This window comes from Emcibacteraceae bacterium (genome assembly GCA_041396985.1).
In the GTDB taxonomy this organism is placed as follows: domain Bacteria; phylum Pseudomonadota; class Alphaproteobacteria; order Sphingomonadales; family Emcibacteraceae; genus Pseudemcibacter.
This window is the reverse complement of record JAWKXO010000002.1, coordinates 723,145-748,730: the sequence shown is the minus strand read 5'-3', so window position 1 is coordinate 748,730 and position 25,586 is coordinate 723,145. Positions and strand designations below refer to the sequence as shown.

Annotated in this window: 28 protein-coding genes and 1 tRNA gene; 19 read left to right on the top strand and 10 right to left on the bottom strand. The window is 42.8% G+C overall.

From position 1 onward, the window contains the following. The first annotated feature begins 358 nt into the window (after nt 1–358). Entirely contained in the window at nt 359–1,804 is a 1,446-nt protein-coding gene (tldD, locus tag R3D86_08175; GenBank protein MEZ5758182.1) for a metalloprotease TldD, read from the top strand. A gap of 34 nt (nt 1,805–1,838) precedes the next feature. Here the strand turns inward: tldD and R3D86_08170 are convergent, their stop codons facing one another. After that, complete coding sequence (locus tag R3D86_08170; protein ID MEZ5758181.1) at nt 1,839–2,246, bottom strand: helix-turn-helix domain-containing protein; 408 nt, start codon at nt 2,244–2,246, stop codon at nt 1,839–1,841. 109 nt (nt 2,247–2,355) lie between these two features. Between R3D86_08170 and R3D86_08165 the strand changes: the two genes are divergently transcribed. Together R3D86_08165 and R3D86_08160 are read left to right on the top strand one after the other, a co-directional pair. Beyond that, on the top strand, nt 2,356–2,976 hold the full coding sequence (locus tag R3D86_08165) for a class I SAM-dependent methyltransferase (protein ID MEZ5758180.1): 621 nt from the start codon (nt 2,356–2,358) through the stop codon (nt 2,974–2,976). Between the two features lie 73 nt (nt 2,977–3,049). Further along, on the top strand, nt 3,050–3,274 hold the full coding sequence (locus tag R3D86_08160; GenBank protein ID MEZ5758179.1) for a hypothetical protein: 225 nt from the start codon (nt 3,050–3,052) through the stop codon (nt 3,272–3,274). Between the two features lie 54 nt (nt 3,275–3,328). Here R3D86_08160 and R3D86_08155 read toward each other — a convergent pair. After that, a tRNA-Ala gene (locus R3D86_08155) sits at nt 3,329–3,404 on the bottom strand. Between the two features lie 105 nt (nt 3,405–3,509). Continuing rightward, a complete protein-coding gene (locus tag R3D86_08150; GenBank protein MEZ5758178.1) occupies nt 3,510–3,899 on the bottom strand; it encodes an FYDLN acid domain-containing protein in 390 nt (129 codons plus the stop codon). A 217-nt stretch (nt 3,900–4,116) separates the two neighbouring features. Here R3D86_08150 and aroA point away from each other — a divergent pair, with 217 nt between their 5' ends. From aroA to R3D86_08080, 14 genes are all read left to right on the top strand, one after another. Further along, nucleotides 4,117–5,418 carry a 3-phosphoshikimate 1-carboxyvinyltransferase gene (aroA, locus tag R3D86_08145; GenBank protein MEZ5758177.1) on the top strand — a complete coding sequence of 434 codons (1,302 nt, stop codon included), beginning with the start codon at nt 4,117–4,119 and terminating at the stop codon, nt 5,416–5,418. Beyond that, on the top strand, nt 5,415–6,080 hold the full coding sequence (cmk, locus tag R3D86_08140; GenBank protein MEZ5758176.1) for a (d)CMP kinase: 666 nt from the start codon (nt 5,415–5,417) through the stop codon (nt 6,078–6,080). The genes aroA and cmk overlap by 4 nt, the downstream gene beginning before the upstream one ends. A gap of 182 nt (nt 6,081–6,262) precedes the next feature. After that, nucleotides 6,263–8,089, top strand: coding sequence for a 30S ribosomal protein S1 (gene rpsA, locus R3D86_08135; GenBank protein MEZ5758175.1), 1,827 nt, complete (start codon nt 6,263–6,265; stop codon nt 8,087–8,089). A 289-nt stretch (nt 8,090–8,378) separates the two neighbouring features. Continuing rightward, nucleotides 8,379–8,660 carry an integration host factor subunit beta gene (gene ihfB / locus R3D86_08130; protein ID MEZ5758174.1) on the top strand — a complete coding sequence of 94 codons (282 nt, stop codon included), beginning with the start codon at nt 8,379–8,381 and terminating at the stop codon, nt 8,658–8,660. Nucleotides 8,661–8,715: 55 nt separating this feature from the next. Further along, nucleotides 8,716–9,033: a LapA family protein gene (locus R3D86_08125; protein ID MEZ5758173.1), complete on the top strand. Its 318-nt coding sequence runs from the start codon at nt 8,716–8,718 to the stop codon at nt 9,031–9,033. 24 nt (nt 9,034–9,057) lie between these two features. Further along, nucleotides 9,058–9,783: an orotidine-5'-phosphate decarboxylase gene (pyrF, locus tag R3D86_08120; protein ID MEZ5758172.1), complete on the top strand. Its 726-nt coding sequence runs from the start codon at nt 9,058–9,060 to the stop codon at nt 9,781–9,783. Next, complete coding sequence (locus R3D86_08115; protein ID MEZ5758171.1) at nt 9,783–10,430, top strand: phosphoribosylanthranilate isomerase; 648 nt, start codon at nt 9,783–9,785, stop codon at nt 10,428–10,430. The genes pyrF and R3D86_08115 overlap by 1 nt, the downstream gene beginning before the upstream one ends. A 2-nt stretch (nt 10,431–10,432) precedes the next feature. Next, nucleotides 10,433–11,647 carry a tryptophan synthase subunit beta gene (gene trpB, locus R3D86_08110; GenBank protein ID MEZ5758170.1) on the top strand — a complete coding sequence of 405 codons (1,215 nt, stop codon included), beginning with the start codon at nt 10,433–10,435 and terminating at the stop codon, nt 11,645–11,647. A 2-nt stretch (nt 11,648–11,649) separates the two neighbouring features. Next, the gene (gene trpA, locus R3D86_08105; GenBank protein ID MEZ5758169.1) at nt 11,650–12,480 is read left to right on the top strand and encodes a tryptophan synthase subunit alpha; all 831 of its coding nucleotides are present in this window, start codon (nt 11,650–11,652) and stop codon (nt 12,478–12,480) included. A gap of 14 nt (nt 12,481–12,494) precedes the next feature. Further along, nucleotides 12,495–13,352, top strand: coding sequence for an acetyl-CoA carboxylase, carboxyltransferase subunit beta (accD, locus tag R3D86_08100; protein ID MEZ5758168.1), 858 nt, complete (start codon nt 12,495–12,497; stop codon nt 13,350–13,352). An 8-nt stretch (nt 13,353–13,360) separates the two neighbouring features. Further along, nucleotides 13,361–14,635: a folylpolyglutamate synthase/dihydrofolate synthase family protein gene (locus R3D86_08095; GenBank protein ID MEZ5758167.1), complete on the top strand. Its 1,275-nt coding sequence runs from the start codon at nt 13,361–13,363 to the stop codon at nt 14,633–14,635. 43 nt (nt 14,636–14,678) lie between these two features. Beyond that, nucleotides 14,679–15,302 (top strand): thiamine phosphate synthase, encoded by a 624-nt coding sequence (gene thiE, locus R3D86_08090; protein ID MEZ5758166.1) that lies wholly within the window; start codon nt 14,679–14,681, stop codon nt 15,300–15,302. Next, entirely contained in the window at nt 15,299–15,937 is a 639-nt protein-coding gene (locus tag R3D86_08085; GenBank protein ID MEZ5758165.1) for a glutathione S-transferase, read from the top strand. The genes thiE and R3D86_08085 overlap by 4 nt, the downstream gene beginning before the upstream one ends. A gap of 159 nt (nt 15,938–16,096) precedes the next feature. Next, the gene (locus R3D86_08080; protein MEZ5758164.1) at nt 16,097–16,516 is read left to right on the top strand and encodes a DUF3775 domain-containing protein; all 420 of its coding nucleotides are present in this window, start codon (nt 16,097–16,099) and stop codon (nt 16,514–16,516) included. A gap of 11 nt (nt 16,517–16,527) precedes the next feature. Here R3D86_08080 and R3D86_08075 read toward each other — a convergent pair whose 3' ends face one another. From R3D86_08075 to R3D86_08060, 4 genes are all read right to left on the bottom strand, one after another. Beyond that, a complete protein-coding gene (locus R3D86_08075) occupies nt 16,528–16,974 on the bottom strand; it encodes an NfeD family protein (protein MEZ5758163.1) in 447 nt (148 codons plus the stop codon). 29 nt (nt 16,975–17,003) lie between these two features. Continuing rightward, complete coding sequence (locus R3D86_08070; GenBank protein ID MEZ5758162.1) at nt 17,004–17,951, bottom strand: SPFH domain-containing protein; 948 nt, start codon at nt 17,949–17,951, stop codon at nt 17,004–17,006. 106 nt (nt 17,952–18,057) lie between these two features. Further along, nucleotides 18,058–18,495 carry a hypothetical protein gene (locus tag R3D86_08065; protein ID MEZ5758161.1) on the bottom strand — a complete coding sequence of 146 codons (438 nt, stop codon included), beginning with the start codon at nt 18,493–18,495 and terminating at the stop codon, nt 18,058–18,060. A 197-nt stretch (nt 18,496–18,692) separates the two neighbouring features. After that, nucleotides 18,693–19,454, bottom strand: a complete 762-nt coding sequence (locus tag R3D86_08060; protein MEZ5758160.1) for a hypothetical protein — start codon at nt 19,452–19,454, stop codon at nt 18,693–18,695. Nucleotides 19,455–19,632: 178 nt separating this feature from the next. Between R3D86_08060 and R3D86_08055 the strand changes: the two genes are divergently transcribed. Continuing rightward, nucleotides 19,633–20,214, top strand: coding sequence for a YqgE/AlgH family protein (locus R3D86_08055; protein ID MEZ5758159.1), 582 nt, complete (start codon nt 19,633–19,635; stop codon nt 20,212–20,214). A 459-nt stretch (nt 20,215–20,673) separates the two neighbouring features. After that, a complete protein-coding gene (locus R3D86_08050; protein ID MEZ5758158.1) occupies nt 20,674–23,400 on the top strand; it encodes a TonB-dependent receptor in 2,727 nt (908 codons plus the stop codon). 124 nt (nt 23,401–23,524) lie between these two features. Here R3D86_08050 and R3D86_08045 read toward each other — a convergent pair whose 3' ends face one another. From R3D86_08045 to R3D86_08035, 3 genes are read right to left on the bottom strand one after another with little or no spacing between them, the layout of a single operon-like run. After that, nucleotides 23,525–24,172, bottom strand: a complete 648-nt coding sequence (locus R3D86_08045; protein ID MEZ5758157.1) for an ankyrin repeat domain-containing protein — start codon at nt 24,170–24,172, stop codon at nt 23,525–23,527. A 3-nt stretch (nt 24,173–24,175) separates the two neighbouring features. Further along, nucleotides 24,176–24,616 carry a ribonuclease HI gene (rnhA, locus tag R3D86_08040; GenBank protein ID MEZ5758156.1) on the bottom strand — a complete coding sequence of 147 codons (441 nt, stop codon included), beginning with the start codon at nt 24,614–24,616 and terminating at the stop codon, nt 24,176–24,178. Continuing rightward, complete coding sequence (locus R3D86_08035; GenBank protein ID MEZ5758155.1) at nt 24,613–25,584, bottom strand: homoserine kinase; 972 nt, start codon at nt 25,582–25,584, stop codon at nt 24,613–24,615. The genes rnhA and R3D86_08035 overlap by 4 nt, the downstream gene beginning before the upstream one ends. Nucleotides 25,585–25,586 lie beyond the last annotated feature (2 nt).

Below are 25,586 nucleotides of genomic sequence, written 5' to 3'. Positions count from 1 at the left end.
TTCTGAACAACATGTTCCTCGTTACCCCTTAAATACGGATATGGACTTTCAAATTAACGTAAATGTAGAGAAATAGATATCTTTAACATTCTAAAGATACCCCCCTTCTCACCATAAAACGACCTTCGGAAAATCTTATACCAGAAAAATGACCTAGCTCAAGGAAACAATTCAGAAAATTTACATTTTTATTGCTTTTGATATAGATCAAATAAAACGTAATATAATACGATGGTTTGAAATATTAAAATAGTCTATTAAACTAAGGCATTTGCTTACACTTGCAAATCATAACTCAACTAGATATTACTAAACCAACTTAAATAATGTTCACAAACTGAAAAGTATCCACCCGCCCATGACAAGTGATTTTACAGACAATTCCTATTTCTTTGATGATTCTGAAAATAATTCCGGCTTTTCATCAATCAGAACCCAGCGCCAGGTCGATGAGGCATTGCACGGTATGGATGATGGTGAACTTTATTTACAATATGCTCAGTCGGAAACTTTTTCTTTTGACGACGGGAGACTGAAAAATGCTGCTTTTGATACATCAAAAGGGTTTGGGCTCAGGAGTGTTCTAGGGGAAACAATCGGATTTGCTCATTCATCTGAATTAAGTGACGCGGCATTGAAAAGAGCCGTTGATACAGTACAAAGTATAAAGTCCGGCGGAAATGCTACGTTGGCAATCCCCCCACAAAGAACCAATAAAAAATTATACAGTGATGAAAATCCGCTTGGCGGCGTTGTTTTCAAGGATAAAATCCGCATTCTCGAAGAAATTGACAGTTATGCACGGTCAAAGGATCCAAAAGTCTGCCAGGTTAGCTGCTCCATTGCCGGAGAATGGCAGGTCATTGAAATAATCCGCCCAGGAGGCCACCGCATTCGCGATATTCGGCCCCTTGTCAGGCTCAATGTCAGTGTCGTAGCAAAACACGGAGACCGCATGGAAAGTGGATATGAAGGATCGGGTGGAAGATATACATATGATCAGCTGCTGACTTCAGAAAACTGGAAACAGCAAACCGATAATGCCATTCGTCAGGCTCTTTTGAACCTTGAAAGTGTTGCAGCACCCGCTGGAGAAATGGATGTGGTTTTGGGGCCAGGATGGCCTGGAGTCCTGCTCCATGAAGCAATCGGGCATGGACTCGAAGGTGATTTTAACAGAAAAGGCACATCAGCCTTTGCCGGGCTTATGGGTGAACGCATTGCGGCAAAGGGGGTGACCGTTGTTGATGACGGGACACTTGAAAATCGCCGCGGATCTTTGAGCGTTGATGATGAGGGAACAGCAACGAATTGCACAACCCTTATCGAAGATGGCATTCTTGTCGGCTATATGCAGGATCGTCTGAATGCGCGACTGATGGGGACAAACTCCACCGGGAACGGTCGCAGACAAAGCTATGCCCATCAGCCCATGCCAAGAATGACAAACACCTATATGCTCAGCGGTGATCAGCATCCGGAAGAAATTTTGGCAGGCGTTAAAAACGGCCTTTATGCCGTTAACTTTGGCGGCGGTCAGGTCGACATCACCAACGGGAAATTCGTTTTCAGTTGCACAGAGGCTTATAAGGTTAAGAACGGGAAAATTGGTGCACCGGTTAAGGGGGCCACACTCATCGGTTCCGGCCCTGAAGCATTAAAAAGAATAAGCGCGATCGGCAATGATTTAAAGCTTGATAACGGTGTTGGTATTTGCGGGAAAGCGGGTCAATCTGTGCCCGTCGGCGTCGGACAGCCGACATTGCGACTTGACGGCATCACTGTTGGCGGCACTGAATTATAAGCTTTTACTACTTTTTTCTGAAATTGGTCTGCTTTCAGTATTTTCTGCCTTTTCGTTGTGCTTTTCCGGCAACCTTTAATAATCGCTGAAATGTCGGGCATTCTATATGGCGCGGCGCCCTGCATTTTGCCGCATGACGCAGTCCGTCTCTCATCGCGGTCAGTTTTTTTATTTTCTGGTCCAGTTCATCCGCCTTATCAGACAATGTCTTACGATCAATTTGAATGGGACTATTCAAAGAATACATGGCCGTTATTTCATCCAGGGAAAAACCTGAATATCGTGCAAGTGCAATCATTGATAATTGCTCCAGAATATTGATATCAAACAATCGTCGCAGACCACGACGGCCAATTGATCTTATCAGTCCTTTTTCCTCATAAAATCTCAAGGTTGAAGCAGGTAATCCAGAACGCTTCGAAACTTCCGCAATATCCATCATTAAAGCACCTTTAATAAAAATTTATTTTCCTCTTGACCTCAAGTTAACTTTAACTTGTATGCTATAAAAATACCAGCCTAAATCAAAGGAAAAATTATTGGAGACTATTATGGAAAAGACATTTACAGCTGCAGACTTCTGGAATGAGCGTTTTCAGGATAAAGACTATATTTATGGGGAAGAAGCGAATGATTTTTTATCAGACAATGCAAAATTATTCAAATCCGGCGATGCCATATTAAGTCTGGGGGAAGGAGAAGGAAGAAATATTGTCTTTCTGGCCGAACTTGGCTGCCTATCAAAAGGCGTAGATTTTTCGAAAACCGGACGGGATAAGGCTTTAAAACTTGCCCGCAAAAGAAATGTAAAAATAGACTATGACATTGCTGATATTTCCACCTATCCCATGGGAAAAAATGAATGGAATTCAATCATTTCCATATTTTATCCCATTTCTGAAAATATCCGCATCCCGTTATTTCAGAAAATAAAAAATGCCTTAAAACCCGGCGGCATTTTTTTACTTGAATCTTATAATAAAAAACAACTGGACTTTGATACAGGCGGGCCAAAGGATATTACCCATCTCATTTCGCTTAATGAACTGACTGATAATTTTAATGGCTTTGAAATAATTCTGGCTCAGGATATTGTCCGGAATATTCAGGAAGGGGCGCATCATAACGGCTTAAGTTCTGTTTCACAATATATTGCCCGCAAGCCCCTTTAAACGTCATTAATCTTCCATACATATATATAACAATATAGTAATGCCCGATTGATATATCAGGACTGAGAAAATTATGCGTCTTAGAATAATTATTATAGCTGCATTCTGTTTTTGCCTTCAGGGCTGTAGCGGGGACTGGTTTAACCGTGGTGCCTATAATTCCATTCAGGAAAGCCAGCGACAGCACTGTTACCGCCTGATCGGCCATCAGCGCGATGATTGTCTGGCAAGGCTCTCCACATCATATGACACCTATAAGAAAACGACCAACCCGGACAAGTCTGAGCCAGAAAATTAATCCCGCAAAAGAAAAAACCGCCTCCGAAATATCAGAGACGGTTTTTATCTATTTTGGTGGAGCTAAGCGGGCTCGAACCGCTGACCTCTACACTGCCAGTGTAGCGCTCTCCCAGCTGAGCTATAGCCCCTGATGCCTCAACCAGTCTGGTTTAAAGTGAAGCGGGTATTTTTGTTGGGCGCAATCTATTCACCCTTTTGCCTTTAATCAAGAATAAAAGGCAAATAAATTTTATTTAATCATCTGCAGATGGTTTATTGATCGGTGCATCAACAACAGATGCGACATTGGTATCGTCATCATCACTTAGCACAATCGTATTATCGTCAGGCGCAAGATCAATATCATCATCATCGTCATCGTCACTGAGTAACGCATCATCATCGAGAAGATCTTCATCATCAAGGAGATCATCATCATCATCGAGAAGATCATCATCCCTGTCCAGAGCTTCTTTTTTCTCAGTAATGAGCTCTATGGAATGAGTTTTACTTTTCAGTATAATTTCCGGTTTGAACTTATGCTCGCAAGAAATACAAACAATCGGCTCATCTTCGCCCAGATCGTAAAACCTTGTACCACATTTCGGGCATTGACGTTTTTCGCCCCATTCAGCTTTTGCCAAAGTAATTCTCCTTAGAACCTGCAGTTCATCATTACGTAAAAAAACATCATTTGCCACTTTATAAGGCGAGTGTCAAAGCCTATTATGACAAAATCACAATCTTTCCGGACAAAATAGAAATAATTATTCGTAATGCAAGACAAAAAAGTGACACTTTTTTAAAAATATATGTTATCTCAGCACAGACTTTAAACTGGATGCTAAAAATCAGGTGAATATGAATCAGCTTACATCATCAAATTCGGGAGCTCTAAAGGGAATAATTACTGTTCCAGGCGATAAATCCATTTCTCACAGATCCTTGATTATGGGTGCACTGGCGGTAGGAGAAAGCACTGTTACCGGATTGCTGGAAGGGGAGGATGTTCTGGGAACTGCCGCCGCACTCAGGGAGCTTGGCGCCGATATATATAAGGATGACAAAAATGTCTGGCATATTCATGGCGTAGGCATTGGTGGATTAAAACAGCCCAATAAGGCACTGGACATGGGTAATAGCGGAACGGGTGTTCGACTGCTTATGGGGCTTGTTGCCACCCATCCAATCACGGTAACATTCACCGGTGACGAATCGCTATGCTCCAGACCAATGAAGAGGGTCACAATTCCACTTACCGAATTTGGTTCTCACTTTTCCGGAAATGAGAATGGCACCCTGCCAATTACAGTTAAAGGCGCTAAAATGCCATTGCCGATTTCTTATAAACTTCCTGTCGCTTCCGCACAGGTAAAATCGGCAATAATGCTCGCAGGACTTAATACACCTGGCATTACAACTGTTATTGAAACAATACCGACCCGGGATCATTCAGAAAGAATTTTCAAATATTTCGGCGTACCAATTAAAATAGATGGCGAAAATATTCAAGTAACCGGCCAGTCAGAACTAACCCCACGAAAAATGGCCGTTCCTGCAGATCCTTCATCAGCGTCTTTTTTAATTGTTGCAGCACTGATAAAAGAAGGGTCCGATATATTAATCCGTAATGTCGGCATTAATCCGGCAAGAACAGGCCTGTTCAAAACGCTGATTGAGATGGGTGGGGATATAAAATTTGAAAATGAACGTCAGGAATGTGGTGAGGATGTTGCCGATATTCATGTTAAATATTCAGAACTTACTGGAATAACAGTCCCGCCCGAGCGTGCCCCATCAATGATTGATGAATATCCCGTTCTATGCATTGCTGCCACATATGCTGCCGGAAATACAGTTATGCGAGGTATAGAAGAATTAAGGGTTAAGGAATCAGACCGGATTGCTATAATGGTAAAGGGCCTTAAATCCTGTGGGATTGATGTCGAAGAACATGATGACGGCATGACTGTATCGAATTCCATTGCCAAAGGAACAATCCCTATCAAAACTTCGCTTGATCATCGAATTGCAATGTCTTTTCTTGTGCTTGGATTATGCGCTGAAAATTCTGTTACTATTGACGATGGTTCCGTTATAGAAACCAGTTTTCCCGGATTTGTTGACCTTATGAATTCAGTAGGAGCAAATATCCATCCATGAAACAGGACGATCAAAGAGGAAAAAAAATCGTAATTGCCCTCGATGGTCCCGCCGCATCAGGTAAAGGGACTTTGGCGCGACGCCTTGCCAGCCATTTTAATCTTGCTCTGCTGGATACTGGGATACTCTACCGGGCCGTGGGGTGGAATGTGCTTCAAGACGGTGGTGATCCGGAAAATGAATTGGATGCATTAAAAGCCGCGGAAAAAATCAGCGATACTGATTTTTCAAACCCCGAACTAAGAACCGAATCAATTGGTGTTGCTGCTTCAAAAGTGGCGCAAATCGCCGCTGTCAGAAGCACTTTACTAAACTTCCAGCGCCATTTTGCCAATAATCCTCCGCCAGATAAAGTTGGTGCAATCCTTGATGGGCGGGACATCGGTACGGTAATTTGTCCGGAAGCGCCCATAAAAATATTCATAACAGCGGATGTCGAAACCCGCGCAAAACGGCGGTTTTTGGAAGAATATGGTGAAAATGGCACCCCTGAACAGTTGGCAGAAATTCTCAAAGATCTTAAAGACCGTGATCAAAGAGATATAAATCGCTCTGCTTCGCCGCTGAAAAAAGCTGAAAATGCCTACTTGATAGATACAACGGATTCGGATATAGAGGCCGTGTTTGAAGCAGCGCGTGAGTTTGTATCAAGCAAAATGTAGAACAAAATAGCTGAATCTATCTTCGACCTGCAATATTGGCGGGTGGGGGGTTGGTTTAGTTTTTGTTGTATGAATATTAACATGTTTTTTTAAGACCGCCGGAGACAACCGGCTGGCCTATATAGAAAGCAGAATGCCCCGATTAGTCGGATAAAGCATTCAATTGAGAATAGGTAATAATAATGACTGATGAACTAAAAGTTCCAACCACTGCAGACTTCGAGGCAATGCTCGAAGAATCACTAGGTCCTGAAGGAAAATTCGATGGAAAAGTTGTCAAAGGGACCATTATTGCGGTTGATAAGGAAGCCGCAACAATTGATATCGGATTAAAAGCTGAAGGCCGTATCCCTCTTAAAGAATTTGCCGCTCACGGACAAACAGCCGAACTAAATGTCGGCGATACTGTTGAAGTATTCGTAGAGCGCATTGAAAATGCCAAAGGCGAAGCAATGCTCTCACGTGAAAAAGCACGTCGTGAAGAAGCATGGACCGTACTTGAAAAATCTTATGAAGCGGAAGAACGCGTTAATGGTATTATTTTTGGCCGCGTAAAAGGCGGCTTTACTGTTGACCTTTCCGGTGCCGTTGCCTTCCTTCCTGGAAGCCAGGTCGATGTCCGCCCAATTCGCGATGTTTCACCGCTCATGAATATTGAGCAGCCATTCCAGATTCTGAAAATGGATCGCAAACGTGGTAACATCGTTGTGTCCCGTCGTGCAATTCTAGAAGAAACACGCGCAGAACAAAGAACAGTAATTATTGCAAATCTTGCAGAAGGTAAAACTGTTGAAGGTGTTGTTAAAAATATTACAGATTACGGTGCCTTCGTTGATCTCGGTGGTATTGATGGACTGCTTCATGTTACCGATATTTCCTGGAAACGTATCAATCACCCATCAGACATTCTGAATATTGGTGATACGATTGACGTTCAGATCATTCGACTAAACCCGGATACACAACGTATTTCACTGGGAATGAAGCAACTGACCGAAGATCCATGGTCAACCATCACCAAAAAATACCCAATAGGTTCAAAACTGACAGGACGCATTACCAATATCACCGACTATGGTGCATTCGTTGAACTTGACGACGGTGTTGAAGGGCTTGTCCATGTATCCGAAATGAGCTGGGTTAAGAAAAATGTTCATCCTGGTAAAATCGTATCAAGCAGCCAGGAAGTCGAAGTCATGGTGCTTGAGATTGATTCAGATAAACGCCGTATCAGCCTCGGACTTAAACAGTGTATGGAAAATCCCTGGCTTTCATTTGCCGACAAATATCCTGCAGGAACTGAGATTGAAGGTGAAGTCAAAAATATCACTGAATTTGGTCTGTTTATCGGGCTTGAAGGTGAAATGGACGGCATGGTTCATTTATCTGATCTTGACTGGAACAAAGCAGGCGAAGAAGCGATCACTGAATATAAAAAAGGCGATATTGTTAAAGCCGTTATTCTAGATGTTGATACAGAGAAAGAACGTATTTCTCTCGGCATTAAGCAACTCACGAATGATCCGGTTAATGCAATTACAGGTCTTAAAAAAGGCGGAACAGTAACCTGTACTGTGACAGATGTTACTGAAAACGGACTTGAGGTTTCTGTGGGTGATGAAGAAGGAATGAAAGCCTTTATTCGTCGCTCAGATCTTAGCCGTGATCGTGCTGAACAGCGTCCTGAGCGCTTCTCAGTAGGTGATAAAATTGATGCTAAAGTTACTTCACTCGATAAAAAGGCCCGCAAAATCGGTCTTTCCATTAAGCAGCTTGAAATTTCTGAAGAGAAAGAAGCCGTGGCACAATACGGTTCTTCCGACAGCGGTGCTAGCCTTGGTGATATCCTCGGCGCGGCAATAGCCGATGCTACGCCGTCCGAAGATAAAAAGGCAACTAAGAAAAAAGCTGCTCCAAAAAAAGCCGCAGCAAAAAAAGCTGATGAAGCTGTAGATGCTGATGCTGAAGATAAAAAGCCTGCAAAGAAAAAAGCAGATCCTAAAAAGTAGGAAGATTAATTTTTTAAAGAAAAGAAAATCTTGTATTTGTTACCAGCCCGCCCGGGATAACCGGGCGGGTTTTTTATACTAATTCAAACAAATGATTCTTTTCTTTAGGGCTGCTAATGTCCAAATATACTTTACAAAACAGCCAATTTATTGCCATTTTTCAGAAATTAACTTTAATTTTTAAAAAAACATGGCTTATAAGGTACTTAGCCTTGACGCCCTCTTTCGTCTCTGGCAACTTATAGCATGACTATAACAATGTAACTTTAACAACTATAGGGGTCTGAGGATGATAAAGTCGGAGCTAATAGCAAGATTGGTTGATGCCAATCCCCATCTTTATCAACGCGATGTTGAACGTATCGTTAATACGATATTTGAAGAAATTACAAATACCCTTGCAGAAGGTAACCGTGTCGAACTGCGCGGCTTTGGTGCGTTTTCAGTCAAGCATCGTCCGGCAAGAACCGGGCGCAATCCACGCACAGGACAGGCTGTCAAAGTACCGGCCAAAAGCGTACCTTATTTTAAAACCGGTAAAGACCTTCGGGAAAAACTGAACGATAGTTAATTTGTTCCCCGGCAAAACAGCATAGGGTTTGATTGTATTAAGAGATCTTTTTGTTATGCGCATTTTATTTTATGCTGCTTTTATACTGTTTACCCTACTTTGTATTATAATTGCCATTTCAAATGGTACGCCGGTTGTGTTTAGTTTAAACCCCTTCCCGGTAAACATTTCCATGCCAGCTTTTGGACTGGTGTTCATTGGTATATTTATTGGTCTTTTTGGCGGATGGATCGTTTCTATATTATCCGGTGTTCGTCACGCAAGACGCCACAGGCTTGCTGATAAGAAAATTAAAGAACTCGAGAAACAGTTAAATGCCGAAAAATCAAATATTGATTTGTCAAAAAGCGGCATTCATGGCAAAAGCTCCTAAACAAAATTTTTTTGGAAATCTATCATGACGGACCTGAAACCCTCAGAGCGAATTCTTTGCGCTCTTGACACTATCAGCACCGATGAAGCCGCCAAACTGGCCAGTTTGTTAAATCCATATGTTGGCGGTGTAAAACTTGGGCTTGAATTTTTTGGTGCCAATGGGCCGCAGGGATTTAAGGACGTTGCTAAAGAAAATAGTAATATTTTTCTTGATCTGAAACTTCACGACATTCCAAATACAGTGGCGAAAGCCATACATTCCTTGATACCATTAAAACCCAAAATAATGACAATCCATACTGCTGGGGGGCCAGCCATGATGGCGGCGGCAGCAAAAGCAGCAGATGATGCTGCAAAAGAGGTTGGCTGCAAACGTCCCCTTATTGTCGGAGTTACAATTCTGACCAGCCTTGATAATCAGGATCTTGAAGCTATCGGGTATAAAAATAAAGTTGCCGAACAAGTGCTAAGTCTGGCAAAACTGGCAAAGGAAAATGGCCTGGACGGCGTTGTTTGCTCACCTCATGAAATTAGCCTGATCAAAAATTCCTGCGGCAAGGATTTTAAACTGGTTGTTCCCGGCATACGGCCTGCTGGCAGTGCCAAAGCAGATCAAAAACGCGTTATGACACCGCACGAAGCCGTAAATCTAGGTGCTGATTTTCTTGTTATCGGCCGCCCAATTACACAAGCGTCAGACCCTGTTCAGGCGGCAATGGCCATAGCAAAAGAAATTAATGGCGAGTGATGCGTACTAAAGCAAAAATATGTGGTCTTTCAACTGAAGAATCTGTTCGAGCAGCTATAAACGCCGGCGCAGCTTATATCGGGTTTGTTTTTTACCCAAAATCACCCCGAAATGTGTCCGTGAATACAGCCGCAAAATTAGCAAAAATTGCAGGCGAGAATGTGCTGAAGGCAGGCGTCTTCGTTAATCCGACAGACGAATTACTGAAATCGGTCATTAATGAAGTGAATATTGATATCATTCAGCTTCATGGCAACGAAAGCGTTGAAAGGGTAAAATTTATCCGCGATAAATTTGATAAAAAAGTGATGAAAGCTATTTCTGTTGCAGGCGCAGACGATATTAAGAAAGCCCATGACTATGAAAATGCTGCGGATATGTTGCTGTTTGATGCGAAACCACCCGCTGATATGGATGGTGCATTGCCAGGCGGTAACGGACTTGCCTTTGACTGGCAACTGATCGCAGGATATCAATGGCCTGTTGACTGGATGCTATCTGGAGGCCTTAATATAGATAATGTGCTTGAGGCCATAAAAATCAGTGGTGCCGCAATTGTTGATGTTTCCAGTGGCCTTGAAACAACACCCGGTAATAAAGATATAAATAAGATTAATGCATTTTTGAATGTGCTTCAGGATTATTGAGAATGAGTGAACATAAAATAAACAGCTATCGAACCGGACCGGATGAAGATGGTCATTTTGGCATATTTGGTGGCCGATTTGTAGCAGAAACACTTATGCCACTTATTCTTGAGGTAGAAAAAACCTATAATCACGCGAAACATGACCCTGCCTTTAAACAGGAATTTCATGAACTTCTTAAGGAATTTGTAGGCAGGCCAAACCCGCTATATTTTGCCCGTCGAATGACTGAGCATTTGAACGGCGCAAAAATATATTTCAAGCGGGAAGAATTAAATCATACGGGCGCTCATAAAATTAACAACTGTATTGGTCAAATTCTTCTTGCCCGCCGCATGGGAAAAACACGGATCATTGCGGAAACAGGGGCCGGACAGCATGGTGTGGCAACAGCAACCGTCTGTGCCCTCTTTGGTATGCCCTGTGTCATTTATATGGGGGCAAAGGATATAGAACGCCAAAAACCCAATGTCTTTCGAATGAAGCTTTTGGGCGCAGAAGTTGTTCCGGTCACCTCAGGTTCTGAAAGCCTTAAGGACAGTATGAATGAAGCCCTGCGAGACTGGGTCACCAATGTAGAAGACACCTTTTATATTATTGGTACAGCAGCCGGGCCACACCCCTACCCGGAACTGGTTCGTGATTTTCAGTGCGTAATTGGTGATGAGGCACGGGAGCAGATATTGGAAAAAGAAGGTCGCCTGCCCGATAGCCTGGTTGCCTGCGTTGGTGGCGGGTCAAACGCTATTGGGCTTTTCCATCCGTTTCTGGATGATGATGTGGACATGTATGCTGTTGAAGCTGCCGGGCTGGGTATCGATACCGATAAACATGCTGCCTCACTAAGCGGAGGAGCACCAGGCGTGCTTCATGGCAACAGGACCTATTTGTTAATGGATGATGACGGACAAATTCTTGAGGCACATTCCATATCAGCCGGGCTTGATTATCCGGGCATTGGCCCGGAGCATAGTCACCTCCACGATATCGGGCGGGTAAAATATGTTCCAATTGATGATAAAGAAGCCCTTGAAGCCTTCCAGCTTTGTACAAAACTGGAAGGAATTATTCCGGCTCTTGAGAGCGCACATGCCATTGCCTATGTTATGAAACTGGCACCAACGCTGCCTAAAGATCATATCATCGTCATGGGATTAAGTGGCCGTGGTGATAAGGATATCTTTACAGTCGCCAAAGCTTTGGGTGAGGATATCTAGTCATGGGAATTTCCAGAATAAATAAGAGATTTGAGACACTTAAATCAGAAAACCGTGCCGGATTAATCACCTTTACCACCGCCGGAGATCCGGATTATGAAACGTCACTTGCCTTATTGAAAGGGCTGCCAACAGCTGGTGCTGATATTATTGAGCTGGGCATGCCGTTCTCTGATCCGATGGCTGACGGACCTGCTATCCAGGAAGCAAGCATCCGCGCCCTTAAAGGCAAAATGACACTGAAAAAAACACTGAAAATGGTCGAAAGTTTCAGGGAGGATGATGATGAAACGCCAATCATTCTCATGGGGTATTATAACCCGATCTATATTTACGGCGTTGAACGCTTTTTAGATGATGCACTTAAAGCAGGCATTGACGGTCTGATCATCGTTGATCTGCCACCAGAAGAAGACAGCGAACTGGCCATTCCTGCCAAATCAGTCGATATGGCAATGATCCATCTGGCAACACCGACAACTGATCAGAAGCGACTGGGTCAAATCCTCGAAAATGGTTCCGGCTTTTTATATTATGTAACCATCGCCGGAATAACCGGAACGGCAAAACCCGATCTTGCCCCTGTCAAGCAGGCATTGGACAGTTTCAGAAAAATAACCCAAATACCAATGGCAGTCGGATTTGGTATTAAATCTGCTGAAGATGCAGCAAGATTTGCCAAATTCGCCGATGCTGTTGTTGTCGGTTCCGCAATAGTTGATGTTATTAAAAGCAATATCAATCAAGAAAAAGTTGCAAATTCTGTGCTAGAGAGTAGAGTCTTATCCTTTGTGGGTGAACTCGCAAATGGCGTTAAGAACGCCAGAAAGTAATACGAGGTTTAGACATGAACTGGTTAACAAATTTTGTACGTCCGAAAATTCAGAGCATTATCGGGCAAAAATCGGAAACACCGGATAACCTTTGGCATAAATGCAGAAATTGCGGGCAACTTCTTTACGTCAATGATTTGGAAAAGAACCTTCATATTTGTCCGAACTGTGATCATCACGAACGAATTGGTCCCAAAGACCGGTTCAACAATCTGTTTAACAAGGGTGAATATAGTCTGATTGACCTGCCTAAGCATGCAGATGATCCACTAAAATTTAAAGACCAGAAAAAATATACCGACCGCCTAAAAGCAGCCCGTAGCAATAGCGAATTCAGAGATGCCATTGCAGTCGCTTACGGTAAAATGGGCAAAGTTAATACGGTCATAGCCGTTCAGAATTTCCTGTTTATGGGCGGCTCAATGGGGGTTGGGGTTGGTGACGGTATTGTTGCTGCATCACAAACCGCTATTGACAAAAAATGCCCTCTTATATTGTTTACTGCTGCCGGCGGCGCACGTATGCAGGAAGGGATATTGTCATTGATGCAAATGCCGCGCTGCACAGTTGCCGTCCAACGAATACGCGATGCAGGACTTCCTTACATAGTTGTACTTACTGACCCGACAACAGGTGGGGTAACGGCTTCCTATGCCATGCTGGGCGACATTCAGATAGCAGAACCAAATGCCCTGATCTGTTTTGCCGGACCACGCGTTATTAAGGATACAATCCGGGAAGAGCTTCCCGAAGGGTTCCAACGCAGTGAATATCTGCTTGAACATGGAATGATCGATATGATTGTCCACCGGGCAAAGTTAAGGGAAAAACTCACTCAGCTTCTTAGTCTGTTGATGAGCAAAGCGGCCTGATCAAAGGCATGACAAAAAAACCAAGTGACCGAATTTTAGAGCGGCTTTTATCGCTCCATCCCAAAATTATCGATCTGTCTCTGGACAGAATGTATTCCATTCTGGAAAAACTTGGCAATCCACAAAACCATTTGCCTCCGACAATCCATGTGGCGGGCACCAACGGAAAAGGCTCAACCGTTGCTTATTTAAGGTCAATCCTTGAAGCATCAAATTTGTCTGTACATGTATATACAAGTCCACATCTGGTCAACTTTGCTGAACGCATAAGAGTAAGTGGCAAGATAATTTCCGAAGATTATCTTAGTGAACTTCTTGAATTTTGTGAAAAAGTAAATGATGGCGAGCCCATTACTTATTTTGAAATCACCACCGCTGCCGCTTTCAAGGCATTTGCCGATAACCCGGCAGATGTCCTTATCCTTGAAGTCGGCCTTGGCGGACGGCTTGATGCGACAAATGTTGTTGATCATCCGCTAGGCACCGTCATAACGCCTGTGTCACTTGATCATGAACAGTTTCTTGGAAGTGAGCTAAGCGGAATTGCCATGGAAAAAGCCAGCATTGCAAAAAAAGATGTTCCCTTAATTTCAGCCCTGCAACATCCTGATGCATGGAACAAAATTAATGAAATTGCTGTGGTAAAAGGAGCCAACCTGATCACGGAGTGGCATTTTCGGGAAACTGCTACAGGCTTTTGCTATTCCGACAGTAATGGCTCAATTCAATTACCTAAACCCAATCTTATTGGTCCGCATCAGATTTCAAATGCTGCATTGGCAATTGCCACCTTGAGACATCAGGATAAATTCACTATTTCTGATGAAGAAATTATAAGGGGAATTCAGAGTGCCATCTGGCCGGCACGCATGCAAAATATTACAGTGAGTGCCTATGGACAACTGTTGTCACCGGGCAGTGAATTATGGCTTGACGGAGGGCACAATCCGGCAGCCGGAGACGTGATTTCAAATCATTTCAAGGATGAAAAGATCATTTTAATTTGCGGTATGCTGCAAAATAAAGATACCCGTGGCTATCTGGCAAATTTCACTAACCAAGCAAAACAGCTATTTGCTGTCCATGTAGAGGGAGAGATCAGTCATCCTGCCACAGATATTGTGAAATTTGCCTGGGACCTAGGCATAAAAGCCGAAACGGCGCAAAATGTAAAAGATGCCCTGCAAAAAATTGGCCCTGAAAATTCTGAAAAAGTCCTGATTTGCGGCTCGCTTTATCTCGCAGGAAAAGTGCTCGCCGATAATAACTTGATCCCGGAATGATGCCTGATAATATATTATCAGTTCAACAAAACAGGTCCCAATTATGTCTGACACACGCCTTTACCTTATCACACCTTCCAAATTTGACCTTGAAAGTTTTGCCATAACTTTAAAAGAAACGCTTGAAGCGGGAGATGTAGCCAGTCTTCAACTGAGGATGAAAGAAAGTTATGATGAAGATATCATACTCGCTGCAAAAAAACTGATGCCTATTTGCCATGCGCGAGATGTCGCCCTTATCATCAATGACAGGGCAGATATTGCAAGGAAAGTCGGTGCAGATGGCGTCCATATAGGCCAGGAAGATATATCCTATAACGAAGCCCGCACCATTGTCGGTGAAGACCGGATTGTGGGAGTTACCTGCAAAAACAGTAAGCATCTTTCAATGATTGCTGGCGAGCAAGGGGCTGATTATGTTGCCTTTGGCGCTTTTTATCCAACAAACACTAAAATAATCACAACGAAAGCTGACCCTGAAATTTTAAGATGGTGGCAGGAGTTATTTGAAATTCCATGCGTTGCCATAGGGGGGATTAATGCGGATAATGCTGCTGAAATGGCAGACGCCGGCGCTGATTTTATAGCTGTCTGTTCAGGTGTATGGGATGATGCTGACGGTCCTGCAGAAGCCGTTAGGAAAATCAACAAAATATTAAATAAATGACTAATCCATATCCCATTCTTTATAGCTTTAGGAGATGTCCCTATGCCATGAGGGCAAGGCTGGTATTATATGCTTGCAAAATAAAATGTGAACTTCGTGAGGTGGTCTTAAGAGATAAACCCGATGAAATGCTTAAAATTTCTGCCAAGGGAACCGTTCCGGTTTTACAGCTTGCTGATGGTACTGTCATAGACGAAAGCCATGATATTATTTGCTGGGCGATCAATCAAAGCGACCCTCATTGCTGGAAAAGTTATCTGGATGAAATGAATGCGTTGGTTGAAGTCAATGATTTCAAATTTAAACAGCACCTTGATAAATATAAATATTCCAGCAGAAACCAGGAACTTTCCAAAGAAGAGCATAGACAAAATGGAGAGTTTTTTCTGGAACTTCTTGAAAAAAGGCTTGAATGCAAATCCTTTCTGAGTGCCTCCCAAATGACCGTTACCGATCTGGCTATTTTTCCATTCATAAGGCAGTTTGCATTCGTTGATAAAAATTACTTTGATAATCTTCCCTATCCAATGCTTCAAAACTGGCTTGAATGGCACTTGAATTCTGACATATTTAAAAATATCATGTTTAAATATGATCAATGGAAGCCGGAAATCGAAACGATATATTTCCCGTGAACCCGCGCCTCCTATATTTATTTTAAGTTGATAGGGCAAAAGGATATTCCTTAGTTATTTTGGTCACAAATAGGCCAGAAAGTTGATTTAAGTCATTAATATCATCAGGGATTGATGTTAACTCTCAAAGCGTAAGATATTTATTATACAGGTGAACAAATGATTCCGATAAGCCAGGAAAAAGTAGAATTTATTATTTCAATGGCCAGAGAATTTCGCGAAGGCTCCCTTGCTATGGTCAGCGAAGAATTGTCAGAGGGATATAATTCAGACAATTATACTGAACATAGTCTGGCTGGTTCTTTGGATAGTTATAAGTCTGAGGAGCACGCCCAGGACAGCGCTTATATGGAACTGAAAGGCGCGATTGAGGCCTTAAATGAAGACGAAAAACATGCCCTAGTTGCCCTAATGTGGATTGGGCGAGGCACTTATGGCCCCGAAGAATTTGAACTGGCTATTGAAGATGCAAAGGAGGCAAGCAACAAACATACAGCAGAATATCTGATTGATAGTCCGTTGCTGCCTGATTATCTTGAGGAAGGCCTGACACAATTAAGTGATGATGACGAAGAATAGATACAGTTTTTTTATAAAGGCTCTACCAACAACACTGTTCCATCTGATCCCGTAACCCTGACTGTCATGCCAACTTCACCATCAAAATCTCCACGCACCAGCCACAGGGTATCACCAATGCGAATTTTTCCTTCGCCATTTACCAAGGCTCTTTCAAGTTTATACTTTTTGCCAATATAACGGGCACCACGAACATTCAGATTTTCATCCTCGCTTTTGATCGGATTTTTTTTAAGATAATTACGACCTGCATAAACGCTGATTATACCGAGAACTGAGAAAATAACGAATTGCACTTCCCAGCCAATTGCCCCATCAATATAAACGATCCCGCCAACAAAAATAGCTGCAATGGCCAGCCACAAAAAAATGACTCCGGGCACCATCATTTCGAGCCCAAGAAGTACCAGAGTCAATACAAACCAGAACCAGTAATTAAATTCAAAATTTTCCAACATTTAATTTTCCTTTCCGGAATGTGACTGCCTTAAGGCAAATGACCATCTTTATCTTCGGTTTTTATGTTCAAATTTTTCAGCATGTCCGTCATTCCGCCAAGCGCACCGATGACACCGCTGGCCTCAAGCGGCATAAACACCAGCTTCTCATTCCTGGAATTGGCAAATTTACCCAGTGCCTCAACATATTTTTGAGCAATAAAATAATTGATGGCCTGCGGATCACCTTTTGCAATAGCCATTGAAACCATGTCTGTTGCTTTTGCTTCAGCCTCGGCCTCTCTCTCCCGCGCCTCAGCATCACGATAAGCAGATTCGCGGCGACCTTCAGCCTCAAGAATGGCGGCCTGTTTCTCGCCTTCTGCACGCAATATTTCCGACTGTCTTAGTCCTTCCGCTTCAAGAATGTTGGCACGCTTAATACGTTCTGCTTTCATTTGTCTCGCCATCGCATCAACAATATCTCTTGGTGGCTCAATATCCTTGATCTCAATACGGGTGACTTTTATGCCCCATGGCTGTGTTGCTTCATCAACAACATCCAGCAATTTTGCATTGATTTGATCCCGCAAGGATAGCAGCTGATCCAGATCCATGGAGCCCATTACGGTCCGCAAGTTCGTCATCGTCAGGTTCAGTATTGCCGTGTATAAATCATGAACCTCATAACTTGCCCGTGCAGCATCAATTACCTGGAAAAAAACCACGCCGTTGGCAGTTACCATTGCGTTATCCTTGGTGATTACTTCCTGCGATGGAATATCAAGGACCTGTTCCTTCATATTCATCTTATAACCGATTTTATCGAAAAATGGTACGATCAGGTGAAATCCTGGTGACAGTGTTTTGGTATATCTTCCAAATCTTTCTACGGTATAGTTATAGCCTTGTGAAACTGTTTTAACCCCCGCAAAAAATAAATAAATAACCAGCAGAACCAGTACGATTGCAAAGACATTAGACCCATCAATTAACATATCAAAATTCCTTCAATTTATTTTTAAAACAGAACCTGATTAAATTTGGTTTTACTTAATATATAAATATAATACAATAAGGTGCAATATATTCATTATTTACACCTTATGATTTTTTCCTGCTTAAATATAATAACACAAGACAAATGATAAATGGCACAGTTCTTTCCGTAAAATCACCTGGGGCATCCGGCTGAAGAAAAAAGATGATTGTCAGTACAAACCCAATAATCATTGATGGCAATATCATCTTTGGGTCCGGCTTAACTCCCGACAGGCGTATAATGACAACCGGCCCAATACTGGCGCCAAGCCCATTCCAGGCGAATAACACTCTTGAGAATATATCGCTTGGTAAATAAATTGCTGTTATCACGGCAAATATGCATAATACTGCAATTACAATTCTTGAAACAAAAAGGCGGCTATGTCCTTCATCCGCTTCACCCATCAAGTCATGGGCAATTGAAGACGCACTTACCAAAAGCTGACTGTCTGCGGTTGAAAGAACGACCAAGACAGCCGCCACCATAACACCACCCAGAATGCCGGCACAGATTGTCAGTCATCATAAAAAATATATTTTCCGTATTGGAAATTTCAGAAACCATTATTTTTCCGCACATTCCCCAGTATAATCATCCCCGTCATACTGATTGCAAAACAACCAATAGCGTCATCTGAGCCAGCATCTTCCGATCACTTTTCATCGACATAAATCTGGTTAAAGATGGGGTTGACCTATCGCCCCAGACCGATTGACATACTGCCTATGATAAAGCCACCAAGCATAAAACCACTATTTGATCCACCCGGTGATAATTGTGCTGGTGTTGCAATGTTATGGTAGCTTTGCCAGAATTCCCCGATACCGCCAACTTCAATAAGGGCAAGTGTTGGAAGCAACAAAGACGCCACCATCATTAAAGTACCTTGCAGAGTATCCGTCAGGCTCACAGCCCAGAACCCACCAAGCATAGTATATGATGCGATCACCAGGCCACCCAGCAATATACTGCTTTTCAAAGATAGATTAAATGTAACGGCAAATGTTCCACCGGCTGCCTGTAATTGCGCCGCAACATAGAACATGAAACAGAAAATGATAATTATGGCTGTAAAAATACGGATATGCTTTTTTGTTTGTTTTGTCCCTTCAAAAATAAGCAGATCGGTTACAGTTACCAATTTTTCCTGATGAGATAATTTTTGAAGTCTAGGTGCCGCCCAAATCCAGGAAAATCCATGACCAAGGATTAACCCTGGCACAATCCAAAGCGCTGATACACCTGCCATATATCCTATTCCGCTTAATCCAAGCAGAACCCATGCCGAAGCGGAACTGGCAACATAACTCATGGAGGCGACCAAGGGACCTAATGTACGTCCACCAATAAAGAAATCAGTGTTATTATGTGTTCTGCGGCTTCCAAAAAAACCCAGTGTTATCAAAAGACATATATAAATGATCAGAGTAATAAGGACTATTAATTCTTTAGACATGTTACCTCTTTTGCTGTCACAACGAAATTATTATGTTTCCAGTAATAGATTTGAACTCTTCTTATTTAGAAAAGGACCTTCTTCTCGGTTTTATACAGCTTGACCCTCCCAAAATGAATTATTATTATGATATCTTCTATTTGAACAGTGTAAAATACACTTTAACTGGAAAGCAGTCTTGGCAAAAAAAGGATTTTTAAACGGGCAGTTATTGCTATCAATGCCCGGCATGACCGACCCTAGATTTGAAAGCACAGTCATTTATATCTGCACCCATACCGAAGAAGGCGCAATGGGGTTGGTAATCAACAAATACTGCGAAAATATTGATTTTCCTGACCTGTTAAAACAGCTGAACATTGACTGTGTGACAAAGAACAGGCCGGAGACGCCCTTAAAAAACATACCACTCCATGAAGGGGGTCCGGTGGAATCGGGACGCGGCTTTATTTTGCACAGTGCTGATTATGTGCAGGAATCCACACTTATCATTTCAGAAACAATTGCCCTTACCGCAACGATCGATATTTTAACGGCCATAGCCTGCGGAGAAGGTCCGAAGGATTATTTAATTGCCCTCGGCTTTTCAGGATGGGGGCGTGGTCAACTGGAAAATGAGATACTCAGAAACAGCTGGCTTTCTATTGAAGCAGACGATGAACTGGTCTTCAGAACCAAGCTGGACCTCAAATTACCAAGGGCAATGGCAAAGCTTGGCGTTGATATGTCTATGCTATCGACGGAATATGGTAACGCCTAAATTTTGCATAGCTTTAGTCCTGATTTAGACTAAAATCACCTATATCTCCTTGATTTTATTGGTTTATGTAAATTTACTGTTGCTTTTTTAACACAGTATTGCAAATTTACATCAAATTTTACTTATAAATCCCCTTTTAGGGGAGTAATTGTTTGATTTCCATCAGAATTTCATATAAATAGATTCGTAGTGGAATATGTAATAGGGAAACTAAATGCGTCCACGTCGTAAGTAATTCAGTGTTTTTTTAGTATGAGTTATTGCTTAGGATGCAGCTTTATTTTTTCATTTTTACCATATACACCAATTGGTTAGGGGATAATATATTCTAATTGAAATATTATATCCGGCCTTTAGCGGAGTCTTATTTTAGTAATGATAGGGCTCTAGAATTTTAAACACAATCAGTTGAATGTTCTGATTCCAGTACGTTTAACTTTTTGGGAGGAAATATTAGATATGAAAAAATTACTACTCTTATCTGTTAGCCTACCTTCACTTGTTGCTGCTGATCTGGCTTCTGCCCAGCAAGCACAAAATGAAGATGTGTTGACAGTTGTTGGTTCACGGGTGAAGGGTCGTACGGCTCTTGATTCCAACGTTCCGGTTGACGTGGTTCAAGCTACTGAGCTGGAAGCTACGCCATCCCTCAACTTGAAAGATGCTATCGCTGCGGTATCACCATCCTATGTGGTTAGCCGTTCTGCAGTTGGCGATGCAAACACACTTGTCCGTACTTCATCACTACGCGGCCTAAATAACGGCGAAATCCTTACCCTTCTTAATGGTAAGCGCATGCATCGTAATGCGATCATTCATACAGACGGTTGGCAGTCAGCTGACGTTGGTTCACTTTCTGTAAACTCTATTAAAAGCCTGTCAGTACTTCGTGACGGTGCTGCTGCCCAGTATGGTGCTGACGCTGTTGCTGGTGTGATAGATATTACACTTGACGATTCAGAAGGAATTTCCGGAGAAGCACAATTCAGTCAGTATTATGAAGGTGACGGATTTGCTTACAATGTGGCTTCTAAAGCTGGTATTTCACTTGCTGATCGTGGTTTCTTAACTGTAACAGCACAATACGGTCATACAGACGCAACAGACCGTGCAACAGTTCATTTGAACGCTGTTGATCATATTAAACAGTGGGAAATTCAACAAGCCAATGGTGGCGTTCATCCTTCTGGATTTACTTTTAATGATCCGGGCGACCTAAACCCTGATACAATAGCACCATTTGGTATTGCCGAGCAATCCAATTTCTCAGTGACCTGGAACTCAGCAATGGATATAGGTGAAAATTCTGAAGTTTATACCTTTGGTAACTTCGGTCGTAGACATGTGAAAGAGCCTTTCAACTATCGTGCTGGTCTTCCTCATGGTTATTCAACACCAGGGGTTGGGGGTAACTCATCAGCTTCACGTCTGGTAACCTATGGACAAAACGATTACACTTACCTTTATGGTGAGCGCGCGTTCAGAGAAAACGCTTATCTTCTTGGATTAATGGTAGATCCTACCGATCCTCTTGATGCATATGGCAACCCTACTCTTCCTTACGTTTCAAACGGGATGGAGGCGTTCTCTGGTCTTGGTGTTCATCCAAATGGTTATAACCCATGGTATGAAATTGATGCCCAGGATATCGGCGCATATTTAGGCTTCCGTGGTGAATTCGATAACGGCTTAACATACGATCTTTCCGGATCTATCGGTACCAGCCGTGTTGACAATAACATCAGTGACACAATGAACCCATCTCTCGGTGCTGCTAAAGCTGCTGATGGTTCAATTAATTATGGAAGTGCCCAAACTGCATTCTACATCGGTTCACAAGTCAATACTGAGCGTACAGTAAGCGCAGACTTCACCTATACTGTTGACACAGACGCTGTTGATAATATGAACGTCGCGTTCGGTGCTCAATATCGTTCTGAACAATATAAGAATGTTGTCGGCGAGAAAAACTCATGGTTCCAAGGACCACTTGCTGGTCCTAGTCTTGCAAGCTTTGCCGCCGCTAATCCAGGCCTAGGTCTTGAAGGTGGTGCTGGCCTGAACAACAGCTCTGATGGTTTTGGTGGTTTCTCTCCAGATACTTTCTTTGATGCTTCACGTCATAACTACGCTGTTTACGTAGATGTGGATACTGACGTTACTGAAGCTTTCAACATTGCCGTTGCCGGTCGTTACGAAGACTTCTCTGACTTTGGTGATACTTTCTCATGGAAAGTTGCATCTCGTTTTCAACTAGTTGAAGATCTGCTAGCGGTTCGTGCTGCCTATTCTACAGGCTTCCATGCACCAACTGTAGCCCAGATCAACAATACTCAGGTTCGTACTGGTTTCCGTGCTGACGGATCGCAAACACAAACAGGAACTTTCACAGCTGACAGTATCCCTGGTCAAGTGTTTGGTATTAAACAAGTTGGGCCAGAACTAGCCCGCAACTTGTCTGCCGGTTTCATATTTACTCCAGGCAGCAGCACAAATATTACAGTTGACGTATTCCAGGTAAAACTACGCGACGCTTTGGCAAGTACACCAACATTTGATGTGGTTGACTACCCAGCAGAGTTTGCTCAAATTACCACTTCTGGTTTCCAGGGTGCTGCGCAGCTTACAGGCGTTGACTTCCCGTCTAACGAAGGTTCAAGACGTGTTCGTGGTATTGAAATGGTTGCAACTCAAACTGTTGATATGGATAGCAGCACGCTGCGTTTAACACTTGCTGCAGCTCACGTTCAGGTTAGACTGACTGAACATAATCTGTCTGATCGTAACTTGTTCAATGAAGAACATGCAACAGCTCCTTACAGAGCATCGTTCACAGCAAACTGGAATATGGAAAAAATCACAGTTATGGGACGTGCCCGTTGGATTTCTACTCGTGACGATAACCAAGGCCTAGACTCTAATGGTGTATTCATCGGAAGTAATGCTCCTCTATCTGACTATCGTATTGATCAACAACCAGGTCGAGTTTTCTTTGACCTTGCATTGACATATGATATTAATGAGCAGTTCCAGGTTACCGTCGGTGCCGATAATGTTCTGAACACCTACCCAAAATCCCAACCTGAGGTAGTTGAGACATCCCTGAAACGTGGTCGTCAATACTTTAACGATGGTATGGACTGGCAAGGTGGTTCATATTATGCACGTATCAAAGCTAACTTCTAATCTGATTGGAAGTGTTGTGAGCAGCCCCGGTTGCTCGCAAGCTTAAAAGCTATAAAATCAGCCCCTCATTTCTTTGGAACTGGGGGGCTTTTTTTATGTGGAATAAAAATTGAGAACTAATAACTCAGCTGGAAATTAAATCTGCAAGTTCACAATACCCCGCTGACCTTGCAAAACTTTCTGCTATTCGTCCATCATCCGCTTTAATTTTTGGATCGGCATTTTTTTCAAGTAAAATTGAAACAATTTCTTTATTCCCAAGCGCTGCTGCCGACATCAGCGGCGTAAACCCGCTAAACATCTGAACATCAATATCCGGTTCAAACTCGATAAGAACTTTAACCACATCAGTATGACAACCGGCAACGGCACTATGAATGGCCCGTAAATCGCTGCCATTCATTGCAACCTTGTCAATATCGGCACCGTTTTCAAGCAGTAACCTCGCACATTCCGCCTGACCAAAATAACTGGCAATATGAAGTGCCGTAAAACCATCGCCACTATATTCATGAACAAGTTTATTGTTTGTTGCAATCAGTGCCGACAACTGCCCGACGCCGCCAAGGGCGGCCAGATCGAACTGATCAAGCTCCGGTTTATATTCAAGTAAAATATCGGTTAATTCCGGTTTACGGATATAGAGCGTAAACAATACAGCAGAAAGACCATCGTTGCTCCGTGCCGATGCCAGAGAGCTATCCTTTTCAAGAATTTTTCTTAATGCATCAGCATCAGCAATATCAATTGCTTTAAAGACATCATCACGCATGTTTTATAATACTTTATAATTGTTCAGGCCCATGTTGGCGAGTTCATCCGCCCGCTCATTCCCCTCGTCACCATCGTGTCCTTTGACCCATTTCCAGACAACATCATGCCGCTCAACAGCTTCATCAAGAGCCTGCCATAAATCAGCATTCTTAACCGGTTTTTTTGCCGCTGTCCGCCAGCCATTCTGTTTCCAGTTTTCAATCCATTTGCTGATCCCGTCTTTAACATATGTGCTGTCCGTATGCAGAATGACACGGCAAGGACGTTTCAGGGCATTGAGTGCTTCAATCGCAGCAGTCAGTTCCATGCGATTATTGGTTGTCTCAAAATCGCCTTCCATAATTTCATGACTGTGATCGCCGTAAATTAAAAGAGCGCCCCAGCCGCCAGGTCCCGGATTACCGGAACAGGCTCCATCCGTATAAATAATAACTTCTTTCATATGCCCATATCCACACCATATTCACCGGCCGATTTAACCTGCTGATGAAATGTTAATTTCGCCAGATATTCAAGGGGATCTTTTGTTTTTACCAAAGCCCCTTCAACACGGTTAAGCCAGTCATAAAGCCGTGTCAGCATAAATCTTAGTGCTGCACCGCGGCATAAAAGTGGCAGGGCATTTTTTTCTTTGTCGGACAAAGGACGAATTGCATCATATTCCCTGATCAGTCCAGCCGCCTTGGTCACATTAAACGCACCATCCGTTTCAAAACACCAGGCATTCAGGCAAATTGCCACGTCATAGACAAGCATATCTGAACAGGCAAAATAATAATCAATCAGACCAGATAATTTCCCATTTAAGAAGAAAACGTTATCCGGAAACAAATCAGCATGAATTATCCCGGTCGGTAGATCGGTCGGCCAGTGGTTGGAAAGGTCTTCCATTTCTTCGGCAATTATTTTTCTTAACCCCTTCTGGCATTGGTCAGCACGCGCGTCGCACTCTTTGGCAAGCATCTTCCACCCTGATAGTGAAAGGTCATTTTTCCTTGATAATTTAAAATCAGAAACGGCAAGATGCATCTCCGCCAGGGCTGAGCCCAACTCCCTGCAGTTTTGAACAGATGGCCTGCTTACCGACAGACCATCAAGAAAGCTGATCAGGGCGGCAGGGCGACCACATAATGTTTTTAATATATTCCCTTCCCTATCGGCAATGGGTGTTGCACAATTGATGCCTTTATGGGCAAGGTGGTCCATCAGGCCAAGAAAAAAGGGTAAATCATTCTCATTCACCCGCTTTTCATATAGGGTCAGGATAAAATGATTTTTTGTTGTGGTCAGCAGATAATTTGAATTCTCAACGCCTTCAGCAATTCCTTTAAGTGAAATCACTTCTCCCACATCATACTCATCAATAAAGGCGGCAATTTCATCGGCATTTACAATGGTATAAACTGCCATGA